The 17,092-nt window shown below is 55.8% G+C and carries 16 protein-coding genes and 2 pseudogenes; 3 read left to right on the top strand and 15 right to left on the bottom strand.

Features of this window, described 5'->3' with window-relative positions; all coding sequences use genetic code 11:
• Window positions 1-113 precede the first annotated feature (113 nt).
• From larE to larB, 3 genes are read right to left on the bottom strand one after another with little or no spacing between them, the layout of a single operon-like run.
• Window positions 114-941 (bottom strand): ATP-dependent sacrificial sulfur transferase LarE, encoded by an 828-nt coding sequence (larE, locus tag GTU79_RS05810; protein WP_203522576.1) that lies wholly within the window; start codon window positions 939-941, stop codon window positions 114-116.
• Entirely contained in the window at window positions 922-2,184 is a 1,263-nt protein-coding gene (gene larC / locus GTU79_RS05805; RefSeq protein ID WP_203522578.1) for a nickel pincer cofactor biosynthesis protein LarC, read from the bottom strand. The genes larE and larC overlap by 20 nt, the downstream gene beginning before the upstream one ends.
• Window positions 2,165-2,578, bottom strand: a complete 414-nt coding sequence (gene larB / locus GTU79_RS05800) for a nickel pincer cofactor biosynthesis protein LarB (protein ID WP_214513760.1) — start codon at window positions 2,576-2,578, stop codon at window positions 2,165-2,167. Before larB ends, larC begins: the two co-directional genes overlap by 20 nt.
• Before the next feature lie 143 nt (window positions 2,579-2,721).
• Here larB and GTU79_RS05795 point away from each other — a divergent pair, with 143 nt between their 5' ends.
• The 3 genes from GTU79_RS05795 (at window position 2,722) to GTU79_RS05785 (ending at window position 5,865) form a co-directional block, all read left to right on the top strand.
• The gene (locus GTU79_RS05795; RefSeq protein WP_214513759.1) at window positions 2,722-2,892 is read left to right on the top strand and encodes a hypothetical protein; all 171 of its coding nucleotides are present in this window, start codon (window positions 2,722-2,724) and stop codon (window positions 2,890-2,892) included.
• A 340-nt stretch (window positions 2,893-3,232) separates the two neighbouring features.
• Window positions 3,233-4,552 (top strand): MFS transporter, encoded by a 1,320-nt coding sequence (locus GTU79_RS05790; RefSeq protein WP_214513758.1) that lies wholly within the window; start codon window positions 3,233-3,235, stop codon window positions 4,550-4,552.
• A gap of 56 nt (window positions 4,553-4,608) precedes the next feature.
• Window positions 4,609-5,865: a nickel pincer cofactor-dependent isomerase, group 22 gene (locus GTU79_RS05785; RefSeq protein ID WP_214513757.1), complete on the top strand. Its 1,257-nt coding sequence runs from the start codon at window positions 4,609-4,611 to the stop codon at window positions 5,863-5,865.
• Window positions 5,866-5,985: 120 nt separating this feature from the next.
• On the opposite strand, the gene GTU79_RS05780 is transcribed toward GTU79_RS05785, so the two are convergent.
• From GTU79_RS05780 to GTU79_RS05725, 12 genes and pseudogenes are all read right to left on the bottom strand, one after another.
• Window positions 5,986-7,266 carry a type II restriction endonuclease gene (locus tag GTU79_RS05780; RefSeq protein WP_203522586.1) on the bottom strand — a complete coding sequence of 427 codons (1,281 nt, stop codon included), beginning with the start codon at window positions 7,264-7,266 and terminating at the stop codon, window positions 5,986-5,988.
• Between the two features lie 132 nt (window positions 7,267-7,398).
• Window positions 7,399-7,743: a type II toxin-antitoxin system RelE/ParE family toxin gene (locus GTU79_RS05775; RefSeq protein WP_338091489.1), complete on the bottom strand. Its 345-nt coding sequence runs from the start codon at window positions 7,741-7,743 to the stop codon at window positions 7,399-7,401.
• Window positions 7,697-7,932, bottom strand: a pseudogene (locus tag GTU79_RS05770) (TA system antitoxin ParD family protein). The gene GTU79_RS05775 and the pseudogene GTU79_RS05770 overlap by 47 nt, the downstream one beginning before the upstream one ends.
• Before the next feature lie 335 nt (window positions 7,933-8,267).
• Window positions 8,268-9,569 carry an MFS transporter gene (locus tag GTU79_RS05765; protein ID WP_132923118.1) on the bottom strand — a complete coding sequence of 434 codons (1,302 nt, stop codon included), beginning with the start codon at window positions 9,567-9,569 and terminating at the stop codon, window positions 8,268-8,270.
• Window positions 9,563-10,723, bottom strand: coding sequence for a mandelate racemase/muconate lactonizing enzyme family protein (locus GTU79_RS05760; RefSeq protein ID WP_203522590.1), 1,161 nt, complete (start codon window positions 10,721-10,723; stop codon window positions 9,563-9,565). The genes GTU79_RS05765 and GTU79_RS05760 overlap by 7 nt, the downstream gene beginning before the upstream one ends.
• A gap of 387 nt (window positions 10,724-11,110) precedes the next feature.
• A complete protein-coding gene (locus tag GTU79_RS05755; RefSeq protein WP_203523184.1) occupies window positions 11,111-11,323 on the bottom strand; it encodes a hypothetical protein in 213 nt (70 codons plus the stop codon).
• Between the two features lie 107 nt (window positions 11,324-11,430).
• On the bottom strand, window positions 11,431-12,342 hold the full coding sequence (gene mak, locus GTU79_RS05750) for a fructokinase (protein ID WP_203522591.1): 912 nt from the start codon (window positions 12,340-12,342) through the stop codon (window positions 11,431-11,433).
• 83 nt (window positions 12,343-12,425) lie between these two features.
• On the bottom strand, window positions 12,426-13,460 hold the full coding sequence (locus GTU79_RS05745) for an ABC transporter permease (protein ID WP_203522593.1): 1,035 nt from the start codon (window positions 13,458-13,460) through the stop codon (window positions 12,426-12,428).
• Window positions 13,457-14,476 (bottom strand): ABC transporter permease, encoded by a 1,020-nt coding sequence (locus tag GTU79_RS05740; RefSeq protein WP_203522594.1) that lies wholly within the window; start codon window positions 14,474-14,476, stop codon window positions 13,457-13,459. Before GTU79_RS05740 ends, GTU79_RS05745 begins: the two co-directional genes overlap by 4 nt.
• Window positions 14,477-14,514: 38 nt before the next feature.
• Window positions 14,515-15,996 carry a sugar ABC transporter ATP-binding protein gene (locus tag GTU79_RS05735; RefSeq protein ID WP_203522596.1) on the bottom strand — a complete coding sequence of 494 codons (1,482 nt, stop codon included), beginning with the start codon at window positions 15,994-15,996 and terminating at the stop codon, window positions 14,515-14,517.
• A gap of 61 nt (window positions 15,997-16,057) precedes the next feature.
• Window positions 16,058-16,831, bottom strand: a pseudogene (locus tag GTU79_RS05730) (substrate-binding domain-containing protein); the annotation flags it as partial.
• 1 nt (window position 16,832) lies between these two features.
• Complete coding sequence (locus GTU79_RS05725; RefSeq protein WP_214513756.1) at window positions 16,833-17,048, bottom strand: hypothetical protein; 216 nt, start codon at window positions 17,046-17,048, stop codon at window positions 16,833-16,835.
• Window positions 17,049-17,092 lie beyond the last annotated feature (44 nt).

The raw sequence follows: 17,092 nt of genomic DNA, 5'->3' as shown, positions 1-17,092 counted from the left end.
GCCTTATCGGGGCTTGATTAGCAATCTTAGACCCAAAGCACGCCGGACTGTACCTAAATGAGTCCCAACCGCTATTTGGCGTTTTACAACTCGGTTCCTAGCCCCAGAACCCTCTATTTTGCCGCACCGTCTCCCACCGCCGTCACCAGTATCCGGTTCATGCTGCCGCTCTGGTAACCCCCCAGATCCATCGCCACCCATTTGAAGCCCAGTTCCCGCAGCCGCCGGGATACGGCGTCGTGTTGAATCAGTAACAACGGCATGGCGTCCGGCTCCACCTCCACACGGGCCATTTCACCGTGGACCCTCACCCTGACCTGGCGGATACCCAGCGACCGGATGTAACGCTCCGATTCCTCGATACGCCGCAGCTTGACCAGGGTTATCTCCTCGCCGTAAACCACCCGCGACGACAGGCAGGCATAGGAGGGTTTATCCCAGTTGGACAGCCCCAGGTGCAGGGCCAGTTCGCGAATCTCCGCTTTATACAAATCCGCTTCCTGCAGCGGCGCCCGCACCCGGTACTCCTGCGCCGCCTTGACGCCGGGACGGTGTTCTCCCATATCATCGGCAATCAGGCCGAAGGCGAGATGATGGTAACCTTGCCGCTCCATCAGCGGCAGTATGTTCACAAAGAGATTCTTTTTACAGAAATAACAGCGATTGGGGGTATTTTCCGCATAACCGGCGATGGCCAGCTCGGAGGTGGCGATGACTTCATGACGGGCGTCCAGCTCGGCGGCCAGCCGTTGCGCCGCCCATAGCTCTTCCCTTGGGTAGGTTTCGCTGTCGGCAGTGACCGCCAGCACCCTGTCCCGCCCCAGTGTATCCAGCGCCACTTTCAGCAGCAGGGTGCTGTCCACGCCGCCGGAAAAGGCAATCACCACGTCTCCCAGCGCCTGCAGGGATTGCTTTAACACGTCATATTTTTGTTCCAGCATCTTGGACTCCTTGGTTGGTCTTCAGGCAAGCGTCCGCCCAGTCGGCATTGGCCGATTGCCGGACCGCGTCCCATACCTGGTCAAACGGCACCCGGTGGTTTTTGGCCGCCTGCCGCACCTGTTCATATTCCGGGGCAATGTGATAAACCCGCCGGCCGCGAAAGCCGATCTTCACCGCGATATCGCCATAGGGTGTGGCAACCTGTTCCATACGCCGTTGTAAAATAAGCCGGCTGTGACGGGTTTGGCGCACGCCGAAGGTGGAGGTTTCCAGCAGCAATATCTCTTCCAGCGCGGCGCTGTCCTCTGGCCGGCACAGCACCGTCACCAGGGTGCCGGGGCGGTTTTTTTTCATATAGACCGGCGTGTAATAGACATCCAAAGCCTGCTGTTCAAACAGCCGTTCCATGACGTAACCGAGATTCTCGCCGCTGATATCGTCCACTTCGCACTGCAGCGTCACCACCGTTTCACGTTCCGGCCGGCTATCTGCACTCTCGCAAACCATTACCCGCAGAATGTTGGGATGGCTGAACCGCTTTTTACCGGCGCCATAGCCGATAGCCCTGACGGTGACCGCCGGCAGGCCCCGGAACTCGGCCGCCAGGGCATTGAGAAACGCCGCCCCGGTGGGAGTGGTCAGTTCCCCTTCCACCGGAAAATCCGCCAGGGGAATACCCAGCAGCAGCTCGGCGGTGGCCGGGGCCGGGATAGGATAACAGCCATGGGCCATCTGCTTTTTACCGCCGCCCACCGCCACCGGAGAGGCGATGATACGGTCAATATCCAGGCTTTCCAACGCCAGGCAAACGCCGATGATATCGATAATGGAGTCCATCGCCCCCACTTCGTGGAAATGCACCTCACCCGGCGGGATACCGTGGATTTTCCCTTCGGCCCGGGCCAGTACGCTGAAAACCGCCGTGGCCCGCTGTTTTACCCGCGGCGGCAGCGAACTGCTTTCAATCATCGACAATATGGCGGCGGCCCGACGGTGATGGAGATGCCGCGCGGGCGCGGCCAAAGGCGCCGGTCCGGCATCGGCCAGCGGGAAGAAAAGCTGCAGGGTTTTCGCCTCGATGCCGTGCTGGTTAACCGGCGAGACTCCCAGCACAAAGGGATCCACCGGCAGTCCGTTCAAGTGCCTGATGACATAGTCGAGATCCGCCCCGGCGCCGACAAGGGCGCAGAGCATCATATCCCCGGCAATACCGTACTGGCAGTCAAGATAGAGCAGCGGCATGCGGGGCCCCTTCATTCACCAGCTTCAAGATCTGCGCCGCCTGGTAAGCGGCGCCGAAACCGTTATCGATATTCACCACGCTGACGCCGGCGGCGCACGACGTCAGCATGGTCAGCAACGGCGTCACCCCCTGGAAATGCGCGCCATAACCCACCGAAGTGGGCACGGCTATCACCGGGCTGCCGGTCAAGCCGCCCACTACGCTTGGCAACGCCCCTTCCATGCCGGCCACCACAATCAACACGCTGGCCCGGGCGATTTCATCGCGGTAGGCCAATAGCCGGTCGATGCCCGCGACGCCCACATCGTAGCGGCGGCGGACCCGGCACCCCATCCATTCGGCGGTGAGCGCCGCCTCTTCCGCCACCGGCAGATCCCCGAGGTTCCGGCGCACAGCACCATCACTTCTCCGGCAAAGCGGGCTTTGGCGCCCCCCTGGCACAGAATGCGCGCCCCGGCGTCGTAGCGGGCCGCGGGAAAGGCCGCCATTACCTGCGCCGCCTTGCCTGATCCAAGCCGTGTCACCATGGCCTTACCATGATGGCTCAGCAAGCGATCAAAGATACCGGCTATCTGCGCAACGGTTTTGCCCTGGCCAAAAATCACCTCGGGGAAACCGGTCCGGCTCTCGCGCTGGACATCCACTTTGCAATAACCCAAGTCTTCAAACGTATTCATGTCGGCTCACCCGGTGCTTTTTGTGATTAGTTTCGCAATTCAAGAAATCAGCGGACGCTAACACCATAACCTGTTTGACAGGATTACAGGTTATTCATAATCTCGTTAACAGACAAGACATCTTTCATTAAAAAACGATTATCAATGAGAGGCAGTTCACAAAAACCACAGCGGGTTATTGGTGGTTAATCAATCACAACCGCGGCGGTTTGAAGCGGGCTTAATAAAGCCAAACAGTTCCAATGAAAACCATACACATAATGATGTTAGCGAAGTGGATGCACTGAAAAACAGACAGTCAGTCCCTTGGAGTATGGCGAGTCAATATAACAACTTCAGCTGGGAACCAAACACAATGAGAGGCAATGCTATGCTCAATGATCCGCACGTGATTCCCAATAAAAGATGGGTAAGGATCCTGCCGCCGATACTTCTGGTTTATATCGTTGCCCTGATGGATCGGGTGAATATTGGTTTCGCCATCGCCGGCGGCATGGATAAAGATCTGGGTTTATCTACCACCTTTGCCGGACTGGTGGCGGGCATTTTCTTTATCGGCTATCTGCTGCTGCAAATACCCGGCGGGCTGATTGCCGCCGGGGGCAGCGCTAAAAAATTCATCGCCTATACCATTGTTGGCTGGGGCGCCACCTCTCTTCTGATGGGCTTTGTGGAAAAAGACTGGCAGGTGCTGACGCTGCGCTTCATTTTAGGGGTGGCGGAAGGCGGTGTCTTTCCGGCGCTGCTGATCATTATCTCCAACTGGTTTCCCAACGCCGAACGCGCCCGGGCCAACGCGATATTTATCGGCGGTATTGTCTTTATCGCCAACTTTATCAACGGTCCCATTGCCGGCTGGATTATCAGTCGCTGGAGCTGGCGGGAACTGTTTATTATCGAAGGGGTGATGTCGCTGTTATTGCTGTTTATCTGGTTCCCGATTATCAGCAACCGGCCGGATGACGCCGATTGGATAAGCGAAGAAGAGCGTAGTTATATCAACAACAAAATCAGAGAGGAGCAGGAAGCAAGTATTCATACCGGCTCGCTGATGGAAATTTTAAAACAAAACAGCCTGTGGAAACTGGTAGTCATCTATTTTTGCTATCAGACCGGTATATATGGCTTCAGCTTCTGGCTGCCGACGATGATTAAAAACCTCACCACCATGGGCATCGGCGCGGTGGGATTCTTATCCACATTACCTTATGTCGCCATGCTCATCGGCACCTATGCTATTTCGTCGCTGTCGGATAAAAGAAACAACCGGAAATTTTTCATCGCGCTATCCCTATTCGGATTTGCGCTGTTTTTAATCTGTTCGGCGCAATTCAGCCATTATATCTGGGTATCATTTACCTTTCTGGTGCTGTGCGGGCTGTTTTATGAATCTGCTTCCAGCGTATTTTGGACCATACCGCCGGTGCTGTTTCCCCATCATCTGGCCGGCGGCGCGCGCGGGGTGATTAACGCCCTGGGCAATCTGGGGGGATTTGTCGGCCCGTTCATGATTGGCTGGATGACTTCTCAATACAGCCTTTCCACCGGCATTTATTGCCTGGCGGGTATATTGCTGGTGGGATTTCTCACCACATTGACCCTGCCGGGGCCCCTTACCCACCCAAAGTCACCTGAAGCCGCCGCCGGGTTGCCTAAAGCGACAAATACCAGCCGTGAAACCGGAGCATAAGGTCAGGCCATGTTTGAGAATACCGACATAAAACTGCAGGACGGCTTTGATATGGCGTGGCCGAGACTGCATCGGGTAAAACAGAAATTCGACCCCCGCGGGTGGAGGACATTCCAGCCAAAGTGGCGGCGGAATTTGCCAAACCCGCCGTGAGCGCCAAAATCCGGCCGGGGATGCGGGTGGCACTTACCGCGGGTAGCCGGGGCATCGCCAATTTGCGGGAAATTATTACCGCCGTGGTGCACGAAGTAAAACAACGGGGCGGGAGTCCCTTTGTGGTCCCCGCCATGGGCAGCCACGGCGGCGCCACCGCCGAAGGCCAGCGCCAGGTCATCGCCGGCTTCGGCATTACTGAAAGTAACGTCGGCTGTCCCGTTGTCTCCTCCATGGACACGGTGGAATTGGGACAATTGGAAAACGGCCTGCGCATCTGGTTTGATAAAAATGCCTATGAAAGCGATGCGGTAATCGCCATCGGGCGCGTCAACCCCCATACCGACTTAAGGGGTCCGGTGGAAAGCGGCATCCAGAAAATGATGGTTATCGGCCTGGGCAAGCACATAGGCGCCAGCTCCATACACCGCCATGAAATACCCTCGTTCGGCCAGTTGATGCCCATTGCCGCGAAACTGGTGATGGAAAAGGCCCCGATAGCCATCGGCATCGGCCTGGTGGAAAACGCCTATGACCAAACCTGCGATATCGTCGCGCTGCCGGTGGAGGATATCGCGGCGGAAGAACCGGCGATCCTGGCCCGGGCCAAGACCCGATTGCCGAAACTGCTGCTAAAGAGTATAGACGTGCTGGTAGTGGAGCGGTTCGGCAAAGAGGTCAGCGGCGCCGGTATGGATCCCAATGTCACCGGCCGGAATTCAACCAATGTGAAAGAGGGATTTGTCGCGCCCCCCATCCAGAAAATCTGGGTGCGCGACCTGACGGACGAGTCCCATGGCAATGCCGCCTGTATCAACAATGCCGATATCATCACCAGTAAGTTTTTCAATAAAATCGACTTCTCGGCGTTTTACACCAATGTCATTACCTCCTCCAATCTCAACGCCGGCAAGCTGCCGCTAATCCTGCCCAACGATCGCATCGCGCTGGCGGTAGCCATTAAGACCTGTAATCGCATTGAATTTGACCGGGCCAAGGTGGTGTGGATCAAAGACACCCTCCATCTGGAATATATCTATGTTTCCGCATCCTGCCTTGACGAACTGAAAAAGCGCGATGACGTGGAGATAACCGGTGAAACGGTGGAAATAAGCTTCAACGACCGGGATGAGGTGAATACGCGGTTTGATTTTGGCTAATAGCTACGGAGGATTGTTGTCCCCCGTAAGAGAATTTGATTTTGCGGCTACTGTCTTTACTTGCCGCACCGATAGGCATTGGCGGAATCGATTGCAAGATAATCATTAGAGAACAGGATGTTATAGCAAGCATTTGGAAATGGCGTACATGCCTTTGATCCCTTGCCCGAAACGCGCCAGCGCCTGGCGATTCTCCGCCAATTCGCCATAGGTCAGGTAGCGCACCCGCAGATCCGCCACCCGGCTGAACGCCGGACGGCGCAGCTGCGCCAGCACTTCCGCCTCGCGATTGTCGGGCGCCACCAGGAAAAGGCCTTCGCTGGCCTGGGTATCGCCGCTCAGGGCCAAATCCAGCATGCGCACGATCCCGGAATAGATCGAGGTGGTATGCTCCACTTCAAAAGCCGCCATCACCCGCTGCCGCCCTGCGTCAAGCCAGAGTACGTCGATGAGGCGGATAGCATCGGCGGCCGGGGAAGCGATAATATCCGGCGGCAGCTGTTCCAGGCATCCTTGCCCCAGCACACCGCCGTCGTAGGCGCGACGGCGATCGTTGGCGGTAATCCAGACGCTGTAGCCCAAGGCCAGCCCCAAATCACGCAGCCAGCCCTGGATTTCGGTATGGGTACGGTCATTGTCACCGGCCTGTTGCCGCGCTTTTGCCATGGCGGCGCCCTCCGCCCGCACCTGTGCCAAATCCGCCGCCCACCGCTCCCGAGCCCCCAGATCATCGGCCCTGGGCGGTGCGGGATATCGCTCATTGCCCAAATCGAACAGTAGCCCGGCCATGGCGCCGAGATCGTTGGATAACAAAGGGCCGTAGCGATGGTTAAGGGCCATGATGCCCTGCCGCATGGCAAGATATTCCGTCCATTTGCCAAGTTTCACATTGGCGCCGGTCAGCGCGTTGTAGCCTTTGACGATAGCGGTATTAAACGGCGGCATAAGCGTAGGGTGCAGGAAATACAGCAGATTAGCCACCGCCGGTCCCAGCCCTTTGATCCCTAGCCTGTCGATATCATGGATAGCGTGGATAATCTGCTCGGCGTGGGTACAGCCGGCGCAGGAAAACAGCAGATGCCCAAACGCCCGTTGATTGCCGGGGTTTTCATAAATATCGGGAATGCGCAGCTTCGGCTTCCATAAAAACGCGTGATCGGCGCCTTTGAAGATCTGGCGCTGTTCAGCAATGGAATGCACGATGGTCTCAAGCGAAGAACCGCGATACAGATTGCCGAAGGTACCGGCTTCGATTTCCGACACCACCAGGGCAATCCCGCGGTGGATGGAACGGAAATTCTTGATGCGCTCCGGCCATAAAAACCAGCTCTGATAGGTACCGGCCGGATCGCCGCGCCAGCGTTCTATCAGCTGCCCCATCGCCGCTTCATCTACTTGCATTTTCCGAACGTGCTCCCTGGCAAAAGATAGGCAAGTTTACCGCCAAACGGGCCAGGTTGTCCTTAGTAATAATAGGGTTAAATACCTGCTGTTTTATACGATACGCCATACTCTGCAACCCCAAGGCCGGCGTTATTCAATAAGTTTAAGATCGGCTTTACGATGAATTTTTTGCTCCAGGTAAAAATTTTCATGAGTGCCAAAACTCAGCAGGTAGAGCTCCAGCCGGTTCTCAATCCAGCTATACCCGATTAGCATCAATTGGTTGTTCAATGAAAACTTATGTACCTGCAGGAAGCGCAAATCCCCTTTTTTCTGTTCGCCGAGGGAAGGATCGGCGATGATGGCGTCAATCTCGTCCTCAACGGCTGCGAGCACATCCCTGGGCAGCTTTGCCAGGGCCTTCGAGAAACGGCGCGTTTCGTATACATCAATCCTTCGACCGGCTTGTCCTTCTGGCATAGCGGGATACCTTATTGTTTTAACTTCACTCTGCGCTAACAGCGTCTCAAGAATAAAACCATAGGGCAGATCGGGGTTTTCTTCGGCAATACGCCCTATTTTGGCCCAATGCTCAATTTGCTTGGGTATGCTTCGGCTTGCCGCTTCAGCATGAACCTTGATGTCGCTTACAAATTCATCGTCTAAACGTACACTGATTGACATGTCGGGAACCTCTTTCTAAATAGATTATTGACTGCATCCGGGGAACGCAAACTTCAGATGATAGAGTTCGATCCGCGTCGCAATGTCTCATAACGCTAAAATGCCATATTAGGTCGCGTTATGCAACTTAATGTGGCATTTTAGCCATTACAGCCTTGTCATACAGACCATACGCCGACCGCCAACCGACTTAACTGAAGTTTGAACCGGAGTGTTAAAGGGAGACCGCGGCAATGGGGTCGAAGCGGCCATTGTCGGCCGCGGAGCGCCCCATGCCACGGTAAGCCCGCTATCACCGAAGCTCAAAGCGAACCTGTTAAAGGGAGAACAACAGCTCAGGCCGCCTGCAATCTGATGCTATCCACCTTGCGCTGACGAACGAACAGCAGCATCACCACAATACCCGCCACCGCCAGTATACTGGACAGAATAAACGCCGACCGGTAGCCTCCGCCGTACTGGATCAGAAATCCCGTAATGCTCGGCGACAGAATTCCCGCCAGGTTAGCCAGCAAATGCACAAAGCCGCCGGCGGAGCCGATACGGGAGGCCGGCACAATATCCTGCAGCAGCGACCAGCAAGCCTGAGGCGTCATGTAGGCAAAAAGGCTGGCCACGGTAATCAGCGCCACCGCCGACCCAAGCGTCGCCGCATAGGCGGTCATCAGCACGCACACCGCGGCAATGGCCAGACCGAAGATAATCACCAGCTTGCGCGACAACAGGAAATTACCGGTTTTTTTGAATATGCCGTCACACACCACGCCGCCGCCGACAAAACCGAGCGTCGCCCCCAGCCAGGGCAATACGCCGATGATGCTCATGCTTTTGATATCCAGATGCTGATAATCCGTCAGGTAGCTGGGCAGCCACGAAAGGAAAAAGAACTGGATATAATTGAAACAGAAAAATGCCGCCGCCACGCCCAGCACCGGCATCGATAACACATAAAACAAAATACCGTGCTTTTTCTGCCGCGACAGGTCGGCAGGCAGCACCGGCGCGGCCGGATTCGCCGGGCGGTCGGCGGTAATAAGCGCCACTTCCTCGGCGGAAACCCGGCGATGCAGTTCAGGCCGATCGCGAAAAAAAATCAGCCAGCAGCCCAGCCAGATAAACCCCAGCAGGGCAATAACCAGAAATGAGATGCGCCAACCGAAGTTAAGCCCCACCAGGCCGACGATGGGCGCCGAGATAGCCGCGCCCAGCGGCTGGCCGGCATTGGTAAAACCCACCGCCCGCCCTACTTCCTTACGGGGAAACCAATTTGAAATGGATTTATTGGTGGTGGTGCCCATGGGGCCTTCGCCGATGCCGAACAGAATCCGCACGAACATCAGATAGCCAAAACCGGTGGCAAGCGCCGTGGCGCCGCAGAAAAATGACCAGACGCCGGCCGCCCAGGCATAAACCCGCCGCGGGCCGAATTTATCCGCGCCCCATCCGCCGACAAAACAGAACAGGCAGTAGCCCACAAAAAAGAAGCTGAACAGAATGCCCATTTGCGCATCATCGATGTGCAAATCCTTTTTTATCAACGGCGCCATCACCGACAGCGCCGACCGGTCCAGATAATTCAGCATACCGGCGAAAAACAGCAACAGCGCCACCACCAAGCGATATTTATGTTTTAGCATGAGGTCATCTCCGACGAGAGGGTTCGATGGGCAATGCGATAACGGCGCAGAATATCTTCAGCGGGCCGGAAACCCAGACCCGGCGTATCGGCCAGACGCAGGCGCGGCTGGAAATCCAGTTCGGCATACAGCGGTTCGGGCCATTGCAGATAAGGCACTTCCAGCGCAACGTCTTCCGGCAGGGTAGCCACCAGATGCGCGGTGGCCATCAGGGCCGCACCGTAATAAAAACAGTGCGGCACCACTTTTACCCGATACTGCTGCGCCAGACGATAAACTTCCAGCGCGGCGCTGATGCCGCCTATTTTCGCCACGCTGGGCTGGGCTACGCTTACGGCGCCGGCTTCAAACAGCTGCCTGAAACCCTCCACCCCCTGAGCATTTTCCCCGGCGGCCACCGGAGTCCCGCAGGCCTTTACCGCCGCCAGCCCGGCCAAATCATCCGGCGGCCATACCGGCTCTTCCAGCCAGGCCAGTCCCAGTTCGTTGAGCGACCGGGCTTGCCGGCACGCTTCCTCGACCGTCCACGGGCAATTAACGTCCACCATTAACCGCGCATCGGCCGGCAGCGCATCACGGGCCGCCGCAATGGCCCGGTACTCGGTTTCATGGAGTTTGATGGACCGAAAGCCTTGGCCGTAAGCGCGCATGGCATGGGCAGCCACCTGCGCGGGATCGTTGCCGTAGCTCACCAGACTGGCATAGACGCCAATCTCCCGGCGCGGCGCCCCAAGCAATTGCCAGAGCGGCACCCCCGCCGCCTGGGCGCAAAGATCCCACAGCGCGATATCCAGGGCCGACAGGGCAAATTGCACCGGTCCGCTGCGCCCGAAGGCGTGGAAAGCGCGTTGCGCCCGATCCATCAGCTGCCCTACGCCCTCCGGCGTGTCCGCAAAGGTTTGTCCAAGGAAAAACCGCCCCACCGGCCCCTCCAGCGCGGCAAAGGTCACCGGGTTGGAAAGATGGCCGAAACCCTCGCCCCATCCTTGCAAACCATTGTCCGCCGTCAGCCGCACCAGCAGAGTTTCCATACGGGTCAGCTCCGGCGAGGCGGCGTTATAGGCATCCTCCGCCGAACCCTTTTGCCGGTCGCTGCTTCTACCGGAAGTAAAAGGCATCGCCAGGCGCATCACTTCAATGTCAGTAATTTTCATCACGGGTGCCTCATGTAGAGAACCTTCGGGCAGTCATGCATCGCTGGTTTGCAAAGGTCTTCAACAGGGTTTTATATCAATAATGTTAAAGCATTGTCACATGAGTGATTATAGAGGGCGGATGTTCCGGCGACACCGGTCAAGGGCACAGCATTAAAGCGGGCGCTGGCAATTTCTTTGTGCAAATGTATGAGATGAAGAGAGCTAAATCACGAAAATAGCGGAGGGGTTCCGGCAGGGAAAAAATGGCTATCGGCTAAAAACAATGACGGGCTGTTTGGGGAAAACCGGGCCGTAGGGACCCGGCATCAATGCCTGGAACCGGGCGACGAATCGGCCCGGATTCAACGTTACACGAGACGCAAAGGCGTTTTCGGTTTCCCGTGATTACTCATCCCGGTGATTATTATGGGCATCCTGGCTCTCTTTGGCGGCCGCCCTGGCTTTATCCGCCATGGCATTCTCCTGTTCCGGCGTCAGCAGCGCGTCCGCTTCAAGTATTTTGGCCAGTCCTTCGCTTACGGTCACATCTTCGGGTTTTTGGTCCGGTTTTTGGTCCGGTTTTTGGTCCGCTGGCGCGGGATTATTTGGGGTTGTCATAAAACGCTGCTCCCTATACTTAACTTATAATGATGAGGTAAGCATAGCCCTAATTATGCTAATGGCATTAGTATTATCGCCCTTATCGCACAAGCGAGACCGCGCCATCAGCCCATTAATTTAGGCAGCCAGGCCGCTCCCCGCACCCCGCTTGAGTCGCCGTGTTTCGCTTTACGGATGGGGGTGGAGAATTCCCCGCCGAAAATCCACTGCGGCATCAGGGTCGGCAGGGTGGAATATAATCGATCCACATTGCTCATACCGCCTCCCAGCACGATGACTCCCGGGTCGATGATATTCACGACCCCGGCCAGCGCCTTGGCCAGCCGCATTTCATACTGCTGCAACGCTTGCCCGGCGGCTGCGTCGCCGGCCTCGGCCAGACGGGCTATCTCATCTCCCGGCAGGGATTTGCCGCTGATGCGCCGATAGGCGGTGGCAAAACCGGTACCGGAGATAAAGGTTTCGTTGCACCCCACCTTGCCGCAGTAGCAGGGCACCTCACGCTGATACACCTGCTCCGTCTCGTCGGGCCAGGGTAAAGGATTATGTCCCCATTCGCCGGCAATACCGCTGCTTCCCTGATAAACGCGGGTATTGATGGCCAAGCCCCCGCCGCAGCCGGTGCCGATAATCACCGCAAATACGATTTCCACCCCGGCCCCGGCGCCATCGGTGGCTTCTGAAATCGCCAGGCAGTTGGCGTCATTGGCGACCTTGAACGGGCGTTGCAGCAGCGCGGCTAAATCCTGCTCGAAAAAGCGGCCGTTCAGCCAAACCGAATTGGCGTTTTTGATTTTTCCGGTTAACTGCGAAACCGTACCGGGAATACCGATGCCGATGGTGCCCTGCTGTCCCGTCTCCCGCTCCGCCAGTAAAATGAGATCGCGAATGGCGATAAGCGTTTGATCATAATCATTACGCGGCGTCGGCACCCGGTGCCGGTACAATTCCCGCCCATCCGCGTCAAGAGCGATGACTTCCGTTTTAGTGCCGCCCAAATCAATACCGATATACATAGGATAAACCTTTATTTTTAAATGCCGTATGCAGCAAATGTTTACGATGCGCCGGGATAGCGACAATCGGCCCCATGCCGGCGCTAAACCCGGCGACGCTGTTTCATTTGCCGGTTGATAGCGGAAAAAAGCCCGCGGCACAGCACGATAATAATAATGATACCGCCCCAGGTTGCCGTGATCATGAACGGATCCAGGCGCATCAGATTCAGGCCGCTGGAAATCAATTGCAAAATGATGACCGCCAGCACAACCCCCGACACCCGGCCGAAACCGCCAAACGGGCTGACCTTGCCGAGAAACGCCGCCAATACCGCCACCAGCAGGTAGGAATCGGCATAGCTGGCCTTGACCGAGTTCAGCTGGCCGATCATCACCAGCGCGGTAAGGGCGGCGAAACAGGACGACAGCACATACTGAATAACCGTAACCTTGACGATGCTGATATTGGAAAAACGGGCCGCCATCGGATTGGAACCCATCATATAAAGGTTAAAACCAAAGCGGGTTTTGTTCAGGATGACCGACGCGACAATGGTGGCGGCCACAAACAGGAACAGGGAATTGGGCACGCCGAAACTCTGGCCGTTGCCGATATTCGAAAGCGACGCCGGAAAGCCGGTAATGGTGTAGCCTTTGGTGAAAACCACGTTCAAGCCGGAAATCAGGGTCATGGTGCCAAGGGTCACCAAAATATCCGGGATCTTCAGCAAGGCAATCAGTAAACCGTTTATCACCCCCACCAGCACGCAGGCCGCCAGCCCCAGCGCAATCGCCAGGGCAATCATTTCCCCCGACGCCAGCTTCATGCCTTGGGGAGCGAACGATTGCAAAAACAGCGCGATCACAATGCCGTTCAGATTGGTGGTGGCGATAATCGACAGGTTAATCCCCCCCGACAGCATGGATATCATCATCCCCAGGGACAAAAAACCGACGATGGGCAGCTGATACGCCATGGAGCTGAAATTCTGCACGCTTAAAAACTTGGCGCCGTTAAGGCTATACATCAACAGGAATACCGCCGCCAACACCAGATATAGCGAGGCGTTTTCGCGGATAATCGGCGGCAACGGCGCTCTGCCCGGTTGCTTTTTATCGACTGCTATCGCTTTCATGAGGGCTCCTTGATATCCACCAGCACCCGCACGCGGGAACGCCGTTGCCTGATAACCTGCAAAGCATTAACGGCGACGCTGAATAAAATCACCAGGCCGGTGAACACGTTGTAGTAATAGGGGGATATTTTCATGAGGGTCAGGCTATTGCTGAGAATGGAGAACAACAGCACTCCCAGCAGGGTCCCCGCTACGCTGCCGCGGCCGCCGGTAACCGAAGCCCCGCCCAGGACCACGGCGGCAATCACCTGCAGTTCCGAACCGACGATGGAATTGGGAATGACGGTTTGCACGATCGACACCTGGACAATACTGGCAAAGCCGGAAATGGCGCCCACCAGGGTATAGATAAACAGCGTGGTTTTTTTAAGGTTGAACCCCACTCGTTCCGCCGAAACGGGATTGCCGCCGATGGCATACACGCTGCGCCCCAGCACGGTATGGCGCAGGAATAAATGCATGCCCAGCGCCAGCAGGAACCACAGGCAGGTGACAAAACTGATCCCGTACAATGCGCCGTTGGCGGCATGCATCGGAAAAATTTTCAGCTCAGCCAACCCCAGGAACGACGGCGGAATATCATAAATCAGGTCACCCTGGGTCACGACGTATAACAGGCCGTAGAACAGGCTGTTGGTGGCGATGGTGACAATGATCGCGGTAATCTTGAAATAATAAATGATCACGCCGTTCAGCGACCCCATCACCCCACCGATTATGATGCTGCACAATATCGCCAGATAGATGTTATCCAGATTGGCCTGTAGGAAATAATAGACTACGGCGTATTGCACCACCTGGGCGATGGCGGTGAAAGAAACGTCGAATCCGCCGGAAATCAACACCAGCAGAACACCCAGGGCGAAAATGCCCAATACCGTGTTTGCCTTGAGTAAATCTGCAATATTATCCAGCGACATAAATGCCGGATTGATATAGGTAATGGCAATGGAGAATACTATAATCAGCAAGAGCAGCAGCCACTCCCGCGATTTGAACATTTTGGTCATATCCATAATAAAATAACCTCACCCGCTTTTTTACACCGACGACATCAGACGTTTTCCATTTCGTGCTGCAATGTTTCATTATCAATGGCATCGGTGGCATATTCCTTACCGAAACGGCCCCGGTTCATCATGATAATCCGGTCGCAATTGGCCAATAGCTCGGGCAGTTCGTCGGAAATAAACACAATCCCCATGCCCTCGGCGGCCTTCTCTTTCACCGTTTGGTAGATATAGCTTTTTGCCCCCACGTCTATACCCACCGTCGGGCTGTCCAGGATGAAAATCCGCGGATGGGTGGCGAGCCATTTCGCCAGCACCACCTTCTGCTGGTTACCGCCGGAAAGCATTCTGATCTCTTTATCCATATTGTCATACTTCACTTGCATGCCTTTGAGCAGGCCGCTCACCGCACGGCGCATCTTGCCGCCGTCCAGCAGTCCCAACGGGTTAAGATAGGATTTCAATGAGCAGAGCGCGGCGTTGGCGGCGATGCTTTGCTGCATCACCAGCCCCTGCAGTAATCTGTCCTCCGGCACGTAAGCGATGCCGTTGGCCACGGCGGTGCCGACGCTCCCGATGGTCACCGGACGGTTTTCAATAAAGATTTCGCCGCTTTGCGCCGGTTCGATGCCAAACAGCGCCAGGGCAAGTTCGGTACGGCCGGCGCCCAATAATCCGGCGATGCCCAGCACTTCGCCTTTATGCAAATCAAAGCTGATATCCTGAAAGCTGTTTTTTTTACACAGGCCGCGCACCCTGAGCAGTACCTCGTCCGTAGCATGGGTTTGCCGCGGGGGATAGGTCAGTTCATAACCCAGCATCAAGGCTTCGATTTTGGCGGTGGTGGCTTCGCCGCCGGCCACCGTGTCGATTAATTTGCCGTCGCGCATCACGGTAATGCGATCGCAGATTTCCAGTAGTTCATTAAGCTTGTGGCTGATAAAAATAAACGATATGCCCTGCGTGCGCAGACGGTTGAGGATGGTGAAGAGATGCTTGATTTCGGTACGGGTCAACGCCGTGGTGGGCTCATCCAGAATAATCAGCCGTGAGTCATTAATCAGCGCGCGGGCAATGGCCACCAGCTGCTGCTTGGCGATGGGCAAATCATCCACATCCGCCTCCAGATCGAGGCTGATGCCCAATTGCTGGATAATCGTCCCGACCTTGTCTTTATAGGCCGATGAAAACACGAGTGATTTATTGTCATTCACCATTTGACTGATATAAATATTTTCCAATACCGTCAGATTGGGAAACAGCGACAGATCCTGATAGATGATGCCGATACCTTGCTTTACCGCTTCAATGGCGGAATATTTATCCATTTGGCGGCCGTTGATCCGCAGGGTGCCGCGATGGAAATCCAGCACGCCGGCGATGATTTTCATCAAGGTGGATTTGCCGCAGCCGTTTTCACCCACCAATCCATGAATTTCCCCGACATTGATGTCGAAACTGACATCATTCAGGGCGGTTACCCCGTCAAAGGTCTTGGTAATATGTTCAGCGGCAAGAAATTGCATTGTAGGGTCCTCCGGCGGCAGACAGGGGCACGGCGCAGTCCGCCCCTGTCCAGGCGTCCGATTAAAAATCGTATTTGCTGTAGTTGTCTTTGGTCACGGTGAGCGGTTTATCAAAAATAATGTTTTTGCCGTTGATATCCGGTTTGCCGATGCCGGGGATTTCCAGTCCGTTTTTAATCTGATCGCGTTTGCCTTCAGCGATCATTTTGGCGATATAGGTCATGGAATACGCGGCATCGCCCGGGCTCCACAGAATCAGCTCGGTCAGCGAACCGTCTTTCAGGAATGACGCACCTTCTTTCGGCGAGGTGGTGCCCATGACGGTCAATTTACCCACCAGGCCCTTCTCCCGCAGCGCCTGCGCCGCCCCCGGCCCACCTTGGCTGCCGAATGAAATTACGCCTTTCAGATCAGGATAGGTGGAGAGCAGTTCCAGGGTCTTCTGACGCGAGGCGTTGCGATCCTCACTGACGGGGAAACGCTCGGCCACCAGCTTCAGATTGGGGTATTTCGCCTTCGCTTCTTTTATCGCCGCATCCGCCCAGATATTGTGGGCGGGCACCGTTAACGAACCGACATAAATGGCGTATTCCCCGCTGCCGTTCACATGCTGGGCGAACTGATCCAGCATGTATTTGCCGAATTTTTCGTTTTCGATCATTTCCACGTCAAAATCGGCGTTAGGCTGGTTCACCGACTCATGGGTAATGACCACGATGCCTTTATCATGGGCGCGGGCGAAAACCGGCTCACAGGAGCTGGCGTTATTCGGCACCACCAGCACCGCGTTAACCCCCTGGCTGATGGAGTCTTCAATAATACGGACCTGTTGCGCTTCATCCGGGGACGCGGGCGCCTGCTGGTAAACATTGACGCCGAAATCCTTGCCGGCTTTTTAACCCTTTTTCATAGTCGTTGAACCAGGCGGAACGTAATTTCGGAATACCGACCATCGTTAATTGCTGCTCGCCCGCGGCGTTGGCGATCATAGGATAGGTATTGATGGCGGCGCCAAGCAGCAGGCACAGCGCAACTGCGTTGAGTTTTTTCATGTTTATTCCTCATGACTGACAATATGCTCTTTATCCTCAATACT

Origin of the sequence: Sodalis ligni (genome assembly GCF_016865525.2) — a bacterium.
GTDB classification, from domain to species: Bacteria; Pseudomonadota; Gammaproteobacteria; order Enterobacterales; family Enterobacteriaceae; genus Acerihabitans; species Acerihabitans ligni.
Note: the sequence above shows the minus strand (reverse complement) of the source record. Positions and strands in the feature narration are given on the sequence as shown.